10 protein-coding genes are annotated in these 13620 nt (G+C 65.0%); 4 read left to right on the forward strand and 6 right to left on the reverse strand.

Features of this window, described 5'->3' with window-relative positions:
• Positions 1 to 274 precede the first annotated feature (274 nt).
• From AC5V87_RS03950 to AC5V87_RS03970, 5 genes are all read right to left on the reverse strand, one after another.
• Positions 275 to 1897 carry an ABC transporter ATP-binding protein gene (locus tag AC5V87_RS03950; RefSeq protein ID WP_495370070.1) on the reverse strand — a complete coding sequence of 541 codons (1623 nt, stop codon included), beginning with the start codon at positions 1895 to 1897 and terminating at the stop codon, positions 275 to 277.
• Positions 1897 to 2736 (reverse strand): ABC transporter permease, encoded by an 840-nt coding sequence (locus tag AC5V87_RS03955; RefSeq protein ID WP_495370071.1) that lies wholly within the window; start codon positions 2734 to 2736, stop codon positions 1897 to 1899. The genes AC5V87_RS03950 and AC5V87_RS03955 overlap by 1 nt, the downstream gene beginning before the upstream one ends.
• The gene (locus tag AC5V87_RS03960) at positions 2733 to 3704 is read right to left on the reverse strand and encodes an ABC transporter permease (RefSeq protein WP_495370072.1); all 972 of its coding nucleotides are present in this window, start codon (positions 3702 to 3704) and stop codon (positions 2733 to 2735) included. The genes AC5V87_RS03955 and AC5V87_RS03960 overlap by 4 nt, the downstream gene beginning before the upstream one ends.
• A 216-nt stretch (positions 3705 to 3920) precedes the next feature.
• Positions 3921 to 5471: an ABC transporter substrate-binding protein gene (locus AC5V87_RS03965; RefSeq protein WP_495370073.1), complete on the reverse strand. Its 1551-nt coding sequence runs from the start codon at positions 5469 to 5471 to the stop codon at positions 3921 to 3923.
• 230 nt (positions 5472 to 5701) lie between these two features.
• Positions 5702 to 7252 carry a winged helix-turn-helix domain-containing protein gene (locus tag AC5V87_RS03970; RefSeq protein WP_495370074.1) on the reverse strand — a complete coding sequence of 517 codons (1551 nt, stop codon included), beginning with the start codon at positions 7250 to 7252 and terminating at the stop codon, positions 5702 to 5704.
• Between the two features lie 131 nt (positions 7253 to 7383).
• On the opposite strand from AC5V87_RS03970, the gene mddA reads away from it, so the two are divergent.
• Both mddA and AC5V87_RS03980 read left to right on the forward strand, forming a co-directional pair.
• Entirely contained in the window at positions 7384 to 8169 is a 786-nt protein-coding gene (gene mddA / locus AC5V87_RS03975) for a methanethiol S-methyltransferase (RefSeq protein ID WP_495370075.1), read from the forward strand.
• Positions 8170 to 8304: 135 nt separating this feature from the next.
• Positions 8305 to 8727: a GFA family protein gene (locus AC5V87_RS03980; RefSeq protein WP_456841256.1), complete on the forward strand. Its 423-nt coding sequence runs from the start codon at positions 8305 to 8307 to the stop codon at positions 8725 to 8727.
• Positions 8728 to 8882: 155 nt separating this feature from the next.
• On the opposite strand, the gene AC5V87_RS03985 is transcribed toward AC5V87_RS03980, so the two are convergent.
• On the reverse strand, positions 8883 to 10436 hold the full coding sequence (locus AC5V87_RS03985) for a winged helix-turn-helix domain-containing protein (RefSeq protein ID WP_495370076.1): 1554 nt from the start codon (positions 10434 to 10436) through the stop codon (positions 8883 to 8885).
• Between the two features lie 287 nt (positions 10437 to 10723).
• On the opposite strand from AC5V87_RS03985, the gene pcaB reads away from it, so the two are divergent.
• A complete protein-coding gene (gene pcaB / locus AC5V87_RS03990) occupies positions 10724 to 12085 on the forward strand; it encodes a 3-carboxy-cis,cis-muconate cycloisomerase (RefSeq protein ID WP_456841254.1) in 1362 nt (453 codons plus the stop codon).
• 113 nt (positions 12086 to 12198) lie between these two features.
• Positions 12199 to 13455, forward strand: coding sequence for an aminopeptidase (locus AC5V87_RS03995; RefSeq protein WP_456841253.1), 1257 nt, complete (start codon positions 12199 to 12201; stop codon positions 13453 to 13455).
• Positions 13456 to 13620 lie beyond the last annotated feature (165 nt).

Below are 13620 nucleotides of genomic sequence, written 5' to 3' on the forward strand. Positions count from 1 at the left end.
TCGGTTGGCAAACGGTCATGAGATGACGTTGATCATTCAATCGCGATCTATGGCGCCGCTTTGGATTTGCAGCGGTGCACCAGGTCACGACGGATAAAAAGCGCGTGACCGCGCCTCATGCGTCGCAACGCATGCTGGTGTCACCTTACCCCTCGCTGTCATCAGCGAGGATCGTCTCATCAAGCAAATGCTGCCGGATCGAATATGTTTCGCCCCGGACAGCGTGCAAGTTTTTGGAACCATCGCGAAGATTGATGAACGACAACGATGCATCTCACGCCGCCGGCGCGCGTTCCTTCCGTCCCGGCACCGCCGCCAGCAACTCCCGCGTATAGGCGTGCTCCGGCGCGGCGAAGAGCTGCGAGGTCGGCTTCAACTCGACGATGGCGCCGCGCTGCATCACTGCGATGCGGTCGCAGATCTGCGCCGCGACGCGCAGGTCGTGGGTGATGAACAGCATCGACAGACCAAGGCGTGCCTTGAGCTCTTCGAGCAGCTTCAACACTTGCGCCTGCACGGAGACGTCGAGCGCGGAGACGGCTTCGTCCGCGACGATGATCTCCGGCTCGAGCGCGAGCGCGCGGGCAATTCCGATGCGCTGGCGCTGGCCGCCGGAGAATTCGTGCGGATAGCGTTCGAGCGCGCCGGTGTCCAGGCCCACCATCTTCAGGAGATGGCGGGCGCGGTCGAACGCCACCTTGGGGTCGATGCCGGCTGCGATCGGTCCGTCGGCGATGATGTGGCCGATCTTGCGCCGCGGGTTGAGCGAGGCGAACGGATCCTGAAAGATCATCTGGATGCGATGGCGCTCGGCGCGCAACGCCTTGCCCGAAAGCTGCGTGAGATCGGTGTCGCCGATCCGCACCGTGCCGCGATCGGCCTCGATCAGCCGCATCACCAGCCGCGCCACCGACGATTTGCCGGAGCCGGATTCGCCGACGACGCCGAGCGTCTCGCCCTTGAGGATGTTGAAATTGACCGCGCGGGCGGCATCGACGCGGCGGTCCTCGCGAAACCAGCCGCCCGACGTGACGTAGGTCTTGTCCAGCCCGATCACCTCGACGGCCCTGGCCTGATCGTCCAGGGCGCTGCGCGCCGGCGGGTCCATCGACGGCACGGCGGCGAGCAGGGCTTTGGTGTAGTCGTGCTGCGGCTCGTTGAAGACCCTCGCGGCGGGGCCTTCCTCGACGACCTTGCCGTGGCGGAGCACCACGACCTGGTCGGCAATGTCGGCGACCACGCCGAAATCATGGGTGATGAACATCACCGCCATGTCGCGGTTGCGCTGCAGGTTGCGGATCAGCTTGAGGATCTGCGCCTGCGTGGTGACGTCGAGCGCGGTGGTCGGCTCGTCTGCGACCAGCACGGCCGGTTCGAGTGCCAGCGCCATCGCGATCATGGCGCGCTGGCGCTGGCCGCCGGAGAGCTGGTGCGGATAGGCACGCACGATACGCTCGGGGTCGGGCAGGCCGACCTCGCGCGCCAGCGCCAGCGCTCTCGCGCGCCGCTCCCTCGGCGTCAGCAGGCCATGGGCTTCGAACATCTCCGCCATCTGGTCGCCGATCCGCATCAACGGATTGAGCGCGGTCATCGGCTCCTGGAAGATCATTGCGAGGCGGCGGCCGCGCAGATCCCGCCAGCCGCTGTCGTCGAGCTTCAGCAGGTCGCGGCCTTCGAACTGGATTTCGCCTGATGTGACGGACACTGTATCAGGCAGAAGTCCCATCAACGCATGCGCGCACATCGACTTGCCGGAGCCGGACTCGCCGACCACGCAGACGATCCTGCCGGGCCGCAGGTCGAGCGAGACGCCGTCGACCGCGAACGGACGCTCGGCGCCCTTGGGCAGCGCGATCCGCAGGTTCTTGATGGAGACGGCGGGCGGGGCGGTCGTCATCAGCGGCCCTCCCGCGATAGGCGCGGATTGAGGGCGTCGTTGAGACCTTCGCCGATCAGGTTGAGGCCGAGCACCGAGATCAGGATCGCGACGCCGGGAAACACGGTGATCCACCAGGCCTGGCGGATCACGGTGCGGCCCGCGCCGACCATGTAGCCCCAGGAGATGAGATTGGGATCGCCAAGACCGAGGAACGCCAGCGAGGATTCCAAGAGGATTGCGGTCGCCACCATCAGCGAGGCCAGCACGATCACCGGCGACAGCGCGTTGGGCAGGATCTCGCGCAGGATGATCCAGCTGTTGCTCTGGCCGGTGACGATTGCGGCCTGGACATATTCGCGCGTTCGCAGCGACAGCACCTCGCCGCGCACGAGGCGGGCGACCGGCGGCCAGCTGACCACCGCGATCGAGGCGACGATCGAATACATCGAGGGCTGCAGGATCGCGACCAGCACGATCGCGAGCGCGAAGCTCGGAATGGTCTGGAAGAACTCGGTGAAGCGCATCAGGGCGTCATCGACCTTGCCGCCAAAATAGCCGGCCATCGCGCCGATGGGCACTCCGACGACCAGTGCGGCCAGCGTCGAGACGAGGCCCACCAGCAGCGAGACGCGGGCGCCAAAGATCATGCCGGCGAACACGTCGCGGCCCAGCGCGTCGGTGCCGAGCGGCACGGTGGAGAGCGTGAAGGGCGGCAGGAACGGCCGCTGCACCATGCGCCAGGGCGAGTTCGGGAACAGCATCGGCCCGATCACCGCGACCGAGATCGCGAAGAGGAGGATGACGAGCCCGATGACACCGCTGGGGCTCTTCAGCATCGTTGTCCAGAACTGTTTCATGAGGCGAATTCGATGCGCGGGTCGACCAGGCGATAGACGAGGTCGGTAATGAGATTGAAGATGAGAACCATGGCGGAGCAGATCACGAACACGCCGAGCAGGAGGTTGTAGTCGCGCTGCAGAAGGGCGTCGTACATCAGGCGCCCGATGCCGGGCCAGGCGAACACGGTCTCGGTGATGACGGCACCGCCGATCAGCGTGCCGGAGTGCACGCCGGCCAGCGTCACGACCGGCAGCAGCGCGTTGCGCAGCACATGGCGGCGCTGGATCACGGCATCGGAGAGGCCTTTCGCGCGCGCGGTCTTGACGAAGTCGAGCCGCTTCACCTCGAGCATCGAGGCGCGCGTCATGCGGGTGTAGGTCGCCATGAAGAACAGGCCGAGCGTCATGGCGGGCATCATCAGGTGCTTTGCGACGTCGACCGCATGGGCAAGTCCAGTGTAGTTGGCGCCGACCGTCTCGTAGCCGAAGCTCGGCAGCCAATCCACGGTGACCGAGAACAACAGGATGCCCATCAGCGCCACCCAGAAGATCGGCATGGCGTAGAAGATCAACGCGAACACGGTGATGGCGGTGTCGAGGAACGTTCCGGCGAAGCGTGCGGCGAAGGTGCCGAAGAGAACGCCGAGCGCGAGCGAGATCGCGAATGCCGTCAGCGTCAGCAGCAGCGTCGCCGGCAGCCGCTCGCCGATCAGCTTTGCGACCGGTGCCTGCTGGCGGAAGGAGAAGCCGAGGTCGAGGGCGGCGACGCCCTTGACGTAGATGAAGAGCTGCTCGGGCAGCGGCTTGTCGAGGCCGAACTTCTCCCGGAGCTGTTTGACGAAAACCTGGTCACTGGCCCCGGCCTCGCCCGCCATGACGACCGCGGGATCGCCGGGCGCAAGGCGGATCAGGAAGAAATTGAGCACGACGATCGCGAGCAGGACGATCACGCCCTTGAGCACACGCTGGGCAATGAAGGAGAGCATCTTAGAAAGTCATCTTGGTGAGGTGACCTGGAGCCACTGGGGCAGTGCGCTCCCTCGCCCCGCTCTTGCGGGGAGAGGGTTGGGCTGAGGGGCCTCTCTCCACGGCAGGACGTTGCCGAGGAACCTGCACCCCCTCGCCCGCCGCGCGCGAGACGATGCTTCGCATCGCTCGGGGCGCGTCGACCTCTCCCCGCAAGCGGGGATGAGGTAAGAGGCTCACTTGTCGAGCCATGCGTCTTTGAAGCCGTCATTGACGCCGATGCCGGTGGTGATCAGGTTCTTGACCTTGCAGCGCGTGATGGTCGGGAATTGCAGCTCCAGCATCCAGGCCACCGGCACATCCTCGACCAGGATCTTCTGCGCCTTCTCGTAGATTTCCTTGCGCTTGGAATCCGGGGTCGCAGTGGCGCCGTCGGCGAACAGCTTGTCGATCTCGGGGTTGGAGTATCCCTCGACATTGTTGAACACCTGGCCCTTCGCGATGTTGCTGGAGATGTAGTTGCGGCCGACGCCGAGCGCGGGATCGCCATACTGGTAGAGATAGGTGAACGCGATGTCGTAGTCCCAATCGCCGATCTTCTGGTTGCCGCCGGCAACGTCGGTGGCGATCGTCTCGATGTTCATGCCGACGTCCTGGAGGTTCTGCTTCACCGCTTCACCCCAGCGCTGCCAGGTCTCGCCATAGGCGAGCGGCAGCAGGCGGATCTTCTCGCCCTTGTAGCCGGCTTCCTTCAGCAGCGCCTTGGCTTTGGCCGGATCGTAAGGGTATTTCGGCACGTCGTCGGTGTAGAACCTGATGGTCGAGGCCGACGGGCCTGTCGCCACCTTGCCGAGCCCGTTCCAGATCACGTCCTTAGCAAAATCGCGATCGATCGCGTACATGACCGCCTGCCGCACCCGCTTGTCGGCGAGCGGGCCCTGACGGTTGTTCAGCCAGAGCCAGGCGAGCGGCGAGAAGAACTCCCAGCCGGCGCCGGTGACGCAGGTGTCCTTCAGCTTGGAGAGCCGCGGCACGTCGAAATTCTCGACCGAGCCGCCGGGCAGAACGTCGACCTTGCCGGTCTCAAATGCTACCGAGCGCGCGGCCGCATCGGGGATGATCTGCCAGTAGATCTCGTCGAGATAGGGCTTGCCCTTTTCGTGGTAGTTCGGGTTCTTGACCAGGCGGATGAACGAGCCCTTCTGCCACTCCTTGAACATGAAAGGGCCGGTGCCAACAGGTGCGTTGTTGTAGGGGTTGGTCTTCCAGTCGGTGCCTTCGTAGAGATGTTTCGGCACCATCGGCATCGAGCCGACCTCGAAGATGCCGAGGAACGGGCCGAACGGCTGCTTCAGCGTGAAGACCACCGTATAGTCGTCCGGCGTCTCGATCTTGTCGACCTGCACCAAATTGGTGCGGGCACGCGCATGGGTCTGCTTCAGCATCTCCATCGAGAACAGGACGTCGGCGGCGGTGAAGGGCTTGCCGTCGTGCCAGGTCACGCCCTTCTTGAGCTTGAAGGTGTAGGTCTTGGCGTCGTCGCTGACGCTCCAGCTTTCGGCGAGTTCCGGCAGCGGTTCGAGCTTCGGGCTGTAGCGCAGCAGTCCCTCGAAGATGTTGCCGGAGACCATCTGGACCGGGCCGTTCTGGACCATCGCCAGCATCAGGCCGGGCGGCTCGGGCTGGATCACGGCATTGATCACGCCCCCCATTTTTGGCTCTTGCGCCAGCGCCGGGGCCGTGAGGCCGCAAGCGAGGAGGAGACCAAGCAACACTCGTTTTGGCATATCGTATCTTTCTCAAGCGCGGCCGGCCGCAAACGCTTCGCGACGTCCTCGCGCGCGAAGCGACGGCCGGCCCATCTCAGTCCCCATCCGATATCGAAGCTCACACAGTCCCATTCGGCGCCGCAAGATGAAAGTCTCGACAGCGTTCGCACAAAAAATGTACAGCGCGTCCGTTTTCACTTGTCTTGTCACGGAGACAAGTCGGCCATGGACAACGCCACGAGGGTGTCTCACCGCAACCCCGCCCGCCGGAATCCTTCCAGATAATGCTCGCGGTCGGCCTCGTCGGCCCAGGGCAGCTGCGTCGCGATCCAGTGCAGCGAGATGCCGGGCTGGGTGCGGCGCAGCTCGCCCAGCGCGATCCGTGCCAGCGTGTTGTCGCCGGTCATTCCGGCGGACACCGCGAGCACACGGTAGGCGCCGGTGAGATCGCCGCGGTGGCGGATCGCCTCGCGCGCAAGCGCGATGGCCTCGTCATAGTGTCGCTCGGTGAAGCGGGCATAGCCGGCGATGCCGTGATAGATCGCGAGCGATGGATCGCGCGGCGAGAGCCGGATCGCCCGCTGCGCCGCGTCGAACGAGTCCCGTGAGCGTCCGGCATAGGACAGCGCCAGCGCGTAATAGCCCTGCGCCAGCGAGAAGTTCGGATTGAGCGCGAGCGCCTGCTCGAACTCGGACAGCGCATTCGAAAGCCGGCGCGTCGAGAAGAACACGCTGCCGAGTGCGGCATGCGCCCAGGCATCCTCATGGTCGCAGCGCACCGCCGCGAGCGCGGCGGCCTCCGCGGCCGGCGCCACGCTGGCGAGCTCGGCCCAGCCGAGATGCACGCCGAACATGTGGTTCGCCGCCAGCACCGACAATGCCTGTCCGTAGTTCGGATCGATCCCGATCGCGCGCTCGAGCAGCGCCTGCGCAGCCTCGTGATCCTGCCGCGTCACGCGCCAGTAATGCGACAGCGCCCGCATCAGGAGGTCCCAGGCGTCCAGGCTCGCCGGCGGCTTGCGCCGGCTGCGGAAATTCTCCGCCGCGTGGATCTGCGGCTCGATCGCCGCGGCGATCGCGTTGGTGATCTCGTCCTGCACGGCGAAGACGTCGACCAGCTCGCGGTCGTAACGCTCGGCCCAGAGCTGGCTGCCTGAGGTGGCGTCGTTGAGCTGCGCGGTGATGCGCACGCGACTGTCGGCTTTGCGCACGCTGCCTTCGACGATGTAGCGGACGCCGAGCTCCTCGGCGATCTGCCGGATATGGACCGCGCGTCCCTTATAGGTGAAGGACGAGTTGCGGGCGATCACCATGAACCAGCGCTGCTTCGACAGCGCGGTGAGGATGTCCTCGCTGATCCCGTCGCCGAAATAGTCCTGCGCGGGATCGCCGCTCATGTTCTCGAAGGCCAGCACCGCGATCGCCGGCCGGTCCGCAGCAGTGCGCGGCCGGGCAGGGGCGGGCTCGGCTGGCGCCAGCGGCCCTGCCGATTCTTCCCGGACCTCGCCGATGAAACGGAAGCCCTTGCGCGGGATGGTCTTGATCAGCCGCTGCGCCGCACCGTCATCGCCGATTGCCTTGCGCGCGGCGTTGATCCGGCTGTTCAGCGCGGAATCCGAGACGATGCGGTCGCTCCAGATCGCGCTGATCAGGTCATCCTTGGTGACGACGCGGGCGCGCTGCGCGACGAGGTAAAGCAGCAGATCGAACACCTGCGGCTGCAGCGGCACGGCAGCGCCGTCACAGGTCAGTTCCCGCAGGTCGCCGTCGAGCACGTTGTTTTCAAAGAGAAATCGCACGTTTCTGTCGTCTCAAGCAAAAATCAAAGTCGTCTCAGGCGAAAATCAACCGCCCGCAAAAGCCTGGGGGCCTCCGATCCGGCATGGTGCGAACACCAAATTGCCGATGCCTCGGCGCAACGGAGCGTTCTATGACCCAAATGGATCAGGTTCATTCGATCAGCCCGGACATTGCGGGCTCACGCCTTTTCAGGTTCATCGCCTTTCTGTACGGAATTGCGGCATATCTCGTGTTTTTGGTCACCATTCTCTACGCTATCGGCTTCGTGATGGGGCTGGTGGTGTCGAAGACGATCGACACCGGAACCGACACGCCGACGGCTGAGGCCGTCATCATCAACCTGCTGCTGATGACCCTGTTTGCCGTTCAACACAGCGTGATGGCGCGTCAGCGCTTCAAGGCATGGTGGACGCAATTCGTCCCCAAGCCGGTCGAGCGCTCGACCTACGTCCTGTTCGCGAGCCTGTCATTGCTGTTCCTGTTCTGGCAATGGCGTCCACTGCCGACGGTCGTATGGGATGTCGGCAATCCGGATCTCGCCGTGACGCTGGTCACGCTGTCGTTCGCCGGCTGGGTGCTGGTGTTCATGAGCACCTACATGATCAACCATTTCGAATTGTTCGGCCTCAGTCAGGTCACCAACCATCTCGTCGGCAAGGAGGAGGCACTGGTGCGCTTCAAGACGCCGATGCTGTACAAGTTCGTCCGTCATCCGATCTATCTCGGCTTCATCATCGCGTTCTGGGCGGCGCCGTTCATGACCTTCGGCCACCTGCTGTTCGCGGCCGTGACCACGATCTACATTTTTGTCGGCATCGCGCTTGAGGAGCACGATCTCGTCGGTCTCTTCGGCGACGAATACCTGCAGTACAAACAACGGGTGTCGATGCTTATTCCCTGGCGCCGGTCAGTATAGCCATCGCGTCCGACCGCGCGCGTCCTTCGAAAGGAAGGCGCGCGGCGTCTCTTCGCCCCTTCTTCGACGAACCAGGCGAGCAGGAACAGGCAGCCTGCTCGCCTCACCAATCTCATTCTCAATGGAGACGACCCAATGAAACATGTGGGAAACTGCTTCTGTGGCGCGGTCACGATCGAGGTCACGGGAGAACCGGCGGCGATGGGCTATTGCCATTGCCGATCGTGCCGCTCGTGGTCGGGCGGACCGGTGAACGCCTTCAGCCTGTGGAAGCCCGAAGCGGTGCGCATCACCGAAGGCGCCCAGCACGTCGAGACTTTTGCCAAGACGCCGCTCAGCCAGCGCAAATATTGCAGGAAGTGCGGCGGCCATCTCATGACCAACCATCCGCCGCTCGACCTGATCGACGTCTTCACCGCGACCATCCCGACGCTCGCGTTCACGCCGGGCGTTCACGTCAACTATGCAGAGACGGTGCTGCCGATGCGCGACGGCCTGCCCAAGCTGAAGGACTTTCCCGCCGAGTTCGGCGGAAGCGGCGAGATGATGCAGGAGTAGCGTAGCTGCGCGCACTGCTCTTCGCCTCCGCGCTGTGGACCGCTTGCGTCGAAGATGCAATCCGGATGAGGGGGACTCTCCGCGAGTCTGACTGCTAGCTGCCTTGCGGAAACTCCCCCTCACCCTCTCACCGCAAGCGGGAGAGGGAGAAAGCGTCACCTCATCCCGGCGCGCCGCAATCCTTCCAGATAATGCTCTCGGTCCTCGGCCCGCAGCATCGGCAGCTCGCGCGTGATCCAGGCGAGCGAAATGCCGGGCTGGGCGCGGTTCAGGCCTTGCAGCGCCGAGGCCGTGAGCTCGGGATCGCCCGACATGCCGGCGGCGGCCGTCAGCACGCGATGGGCGCCGACGAAATCGGCGCGCTGCCGCATCGATTCCCGCGCCATCTGCATGGATGCCTCATAGTTGCGGCCGATGAACTGGGCATAGGCGACCACGCCGCAATAGATCGCGGCGAGCGGATCGCGCGGGCTGAGCCGCAGTGCGCGGCGGGCAGCCGCATCGCCGTCCTGCCATCGCCCTGCGTAGCACAGCGTCACGCCATGGAAGGCGTGCGCCATCGCGAAATTCGGATTGAGCTGCAAGGCCAGCTCGAACGCCGCCAGCGCATCGTCGAAGCGGCGGCGGAAGAGATACGTGTAGGCGAGGCCGTGATGGGCCCAGGCATCCTCGCGATCGGCCGCCACCGCCGCGACCGCGGCGCGCTCGGCGACCGGCACGGTCATGGCCATGTCAGCCCAGCCCATATGCGCGCCGAAGATATGGCTGGTTGCGAACAGGCCGAGCGCCTTGCCATAGGCGGGATCGATCGCGACAGCCTTCTCCAGCAGGCCTTGCGCCGCGGCGTTGTCCTCGCGCGTGATGCGCCAGTAATGCGACAGCGCGCGCATCACGAGGTCCCAGGCATCGAGACTGCCCGGCGGCTTCTGCTGGGCGCGAAAGCTCTCGGCGGCATAGAGCTGCGGCTCGATCGCGGCGACGATTGCCTCGGTGATCTCGTCCTGCACGGCGAACACGTCGGCGAGCTCGCGGTCGTAGCGCTCGGCCCAGAGATGGCTGCCGGTCGAGACGTCGTTGAGCTGCGCCGAAATGCGCAGGCGCTCGCCGCTACGCCGCACGCTGCCTTCGAGCACGTAGCGCACGCCGAGCTCACGCGCGACCTCCTGGATGTGCACGGCGCGGCCCTTGTAGACGAAGGAGGAGTTGCGCGCGACGACGAAGAAGCAGCGCAGCTTCGACAGCGCAGTGATGATATCCTCGCTGATGCCGTCGGAGAAATAATCCTGCTCGCGGTCGCCGCTCATGTTGGTGAAGGGCAGCACCGCGATCGCGGGCCGTTCGGGCAGCGCGAGCGTGAGCTGCTGCGCCGGGGCGACACGGCCGGACTCGGCCGCGCCGAACTGGATCTGGACGTCGCCGACGAAGCGGAAGCCCTTGCGCGCGATGGTGCGGATCAGGGCCTGGTTTGCGCCGCTGTCGCCGATCGCCTTCCGTGCCGCGTTGATCCGGCTGGTCAGGGTGGATTCGGACACGCTGCGCCCGTGCCAGATCCTGTCGATCAGCTCGTCCTTGCTCACGACGCGATCGCGGTTTTCCATGAGGTGAACGACGAGATCGAAAACCTGCGGCTCCACGGCCACGGGAACCTGCTCGCGGCTCAGCTCGCGCCGGTCGGTGTCGAGAAGGTGATCCCGGAACAGAAACTGCACGTCGAAAACTCAATCCTCACGGCAACATCTGGCAATGATGAAATCAAAATGGATTTCGACTTGAAGTCTGTGAGTCCGCCGAAGGGTCGACGGGGTTCAGCACGATTGCGTGATGGCTGCCATGCGGATTTCAGGGGGAATACCACTCTCGACGAGACTGCGGCGATTGAGCTGGGCTGCCGCGAGGCACTCTTCCCGTCATGTTGAGGCGACGGAGCGCAGTTGCCGAACAGCGCACCCTGCGTAAGCTGTCCTCCACCCAAAACACCAACCGTGAAGAAACGCCGATGCCCGCATTTCCCGCTTCCACCACCGTGCTCGACTCCATGCTGTTCCGCGACGCCTTCGGCACACCTGAGATGCGCGAGATTTTCTCCGACGTCGCGCTGGTCGGCCGCTACGCCGAGGTCGAGGTGGCGCTGGCGCGGGCGGAGGCGCGATGCGGCGTGATCCCGCGAGAGGCGGCCGACCAGATCGCGGCGCGGACCGACGTCACCGCGCTCGATTTCGATCTGCTGCGGCAGGAGACCGACATCGTCGGCTATCCGATCCTCCCCTTGGTGCATCAGATGGTGAAGCAGTGCGGCGAGGCTGGCCGTTACGTGCATTGGGGCGCGACCACGCAGGACATCATGGACACCGCGGTGGTGCTGCAGCTGCGCGCCGCGCTCGACATCATCGAGCGCGACATTGCCGAGCTCCGAAAAGTCCTTGCGGAGCTCTCAAAGCGCTATCGCGACACGCCGATGGCGGGCCGCACCCATCTCCAGCAGGCGCTGCCGGTGACCTTCGGCTACAAGACCGCGATCTGGCTCGCGATGTTCGACCGCCACGCCGAGCGCCTCAACCAACTGAAGCCGCGCGTCCTGGTCGGCCAGTTCGCCGGCGCTGCAGGCACGCTCGCCTCGCTCGGCGACAAGGGCCTTGAGGTGCAGGAGGCGCTCTGCGCCGAGCTCAAGCTCGGCGTGCCCGCCTCGACCTGGCATGTCGCGCGCGACGGCTTTGCGGAAGCCGTGAATTTCCTCGCGCTCGTCACCGGCTCGCTCGGCAAGATCGCGCTTGACATCATGATCATGGCCTCGACCGAGTTCGCCGAGGTCTATGAGCCCTTCGTCAAGGGCCGCGGCGCCTCCTCGACCATGCCGCAGAAACGCAATCCGATCTCTTCGGAACTGATGCTCGCGGCAAGCAAGGCGGTGCGCCAGCATGCCGGCCTGATGCTGGACGCCATGGTGCAGGATTTCGAACGCGCCACCGGTCCCTGGCACGCCGAGTGGATGGCGATCCCCGAAAGCTTCGTGCTGACCGCGGGCGCCCTGCACCAGGCAAAATTTGCGCTCGCCGGCCTCATCGTGGATGAGGCGAGGATGAACGACAATCTCGCCATCAGCCGCGGCCTGATCGTGGCCGAAGCGGTCATGATGGGGCTCGCGCCGCAGATCGGCCGGCAGGAGGCGCATGACGTCGTCTACGACGCCTGCCGGCTTGCCAACGAGAAGGGCCTGACGCTGGCGGACGCGCTCTCGTCCGACACCCGCGTCGCAAGCCGCATCGACCGCGCCACAATCGAGGCGCTCACCTCACCGAAAAATTACCTCGGTCTTGCGCCTGCCATGGTGGACCGGGTGCTGAAATCCGCAACGCGTTGAAAACCAAGATGGGTGAAATTGCGTACCTTTCATGTGTCGCAAGGCGCTCGCGCACTTGTGTCTCGCGATGCTAGGCTTAGATTGAACAACAGACTTTCGGCAGAGGATTACGCATGACTGATCACCGCAATTCCGCCACTCCCATCGATCCCGCGAAGCTCGACCGGCTGGCCGAGGTGGCGGTGAAGGTGGGCCTGGGCTTGCGGCCGGGACAGGATCTGCTCTTGACGGCGCCCGCGATCGCGCTGCCGCTGGTGCGGCGGATCGCCGTGCATGCCTACAAGGCCGGCGCCGGCATCGTGACGCCGATCCTGTCGGACGAGGAGATGACGCTGGCGCGCTACCGCCACGGTCACGACGAGAGTTTCGACCGCGCCGCCGGCTGGCTCTACGAGGGCATGGCCAAGGCGTTCTCAGAGAACACCGCGCGGCTCGCCATCGTCGGCGACAATCCGATGCTGCTGTCGGGCGAGGATCCGTCCAAGGTCGCGCGCGCCAGCAAGGCCAATTCGATGGCCTATCAGCCGGCGCTGGAGAAGATCGTCAATTTCGACACCAACTGGAACATCATCGCCTATCCGAGCCCGTCCTGGGCCAAGCAGGTGTTTCCGAACGATCCGGAAGACGTTGCGATCGGCAAGCTAGCGGATGCGATCTTCGCGGCGTCGCGTGTCGACCGCGAGGACGCGATCGGCAACTGGGCGAGCCACAATGCGGTGCTGCGCGAGCGCACCAACTGGCTCAATGGCCAGCGTTTCCGCGCGTTGCAATATTCGGGACCGGGCACCGACCTCACCATTGGGCTGGCCGACGGCCATGAATGGGAAGGCGGCGCCTCGCTCTCCAAGAACGGCATCAGCTGCAATGCCAACATCCCGACCGAAGAGGTCTTCACCACGCCGCATTGCCGGCGCGTCTACGGCCATGTCGTGAGCTCGAAGCCGCTGTCCTATCAGGGCACGCTGATCGACAACATCGCGGTGCGCTTCGAGGACGGCAAGATCGTCGACGCCAAGGCCTCGCGCGGCGCGGAGGTGCTGAACAAGGTGCTCGACACCGACGAGGGCGCGCGCCGTCTCGGCGAGGTCGCGCTGGTGCCGCATTCCTCGCCGATCTCGCAGAGCGGGCTGTTGTTCTACAACACGCTGTTCGACGAGAACGCGGCCTCGCACATCGCGCTCGGCCAGTGCTACTCGAAGTGCTTCGTCAACGGCGCGCAGCTGACGCCGCAGCAGATCGCAGCGCAAGGCGGCAACCAGAGCCTGATCCACATCGACTGGATGATCGGCTCGGCCGAGACCGACATCGACGGCATCCTGGCCGACGGCAGCAAGGTCCCGGTGTTCCGCAAGGGCGAGTGGGCGAAGTAGCGTCGCTGCTCGTCATGGCCGGGCTTGTCCGGGCTTGTCCCGGGCATCCACGTTCTTTGTGCCGCAAGGCGTGGATGGCCGGAAGCCCGGCCATGACGGTCGTGAGCACCAGAGGCCCACCTGCCGGCGTCGAGCGCGTTCACGCCGCCGCGTCGCGTGTCGAGC

Source organism: Bradyrhizobium sp. SOJA106 (assembly GCF_059448745.1).

What these genes read in the sequence shown, in the direction of transcription:
- AC5V87_RS03965 (WP_495370073.1), bottom strand. Translation starts at nt 5,471, where the DNA reads ATGCCAAAACGAGTGTTGCTTGGTCTCCTCCTCGCTTGCGGCCTCACG.
- AC5V87_RS03960 (WP_495370072.1), bottom strand. Translation starts at nt 3,704, where the DNA reads ATGCTCTCCTTCATTGCCCAGCGTGTGCTCAAGGGCGTGATCGTCCTG.
- AC5V87_RS03995 (WP_456841253.1), top strand. Translation starts at nt 12,199, where the DNA reads ATGACTGATCACCGCAATTCCGCCACTCCCATCGATCCCGCGAAGCTC.
- pcaB (WP_456841254.1), top strand. Translation starts at nt 10,724, where the DNA reads ATGCCCGCATTTCCCGCTTCCACCACCGTGCTCGACTCCATGCTGTTC.
- mddA (WP_495370075.1), top strand. Translation starts at nt 7,384, where the DNA reads ATGACCCAAATGGATCAGGTTCATTCGATCAGCCCGGACATTGCGGGC.
- AC5V87_RS03955 (WP_495370071.1), bottom strand. Translation starts at nt 2,736, where the DNA reads ATGAAACAGTTCTGGACAACGATGCTGAAGAGCCCCAGCGGTGTCATC.
- AC5V87_RS03980 (WP_456841256.1), top strand. Translation starts at nt 8,305, where the DNA reads ATGAAACATGTGGGAAACTGCTTCTGTGGCGCGGTCACGATCGAGGTC.
- AC5V87_RS03950 (WP_495370070.1), bottom strand. Translation starts at nt 1,897, where the DNA reads ATGACGACCGCCCCGCCCGCCGTCTCCATCAAGAACCTGCGGATCGCG.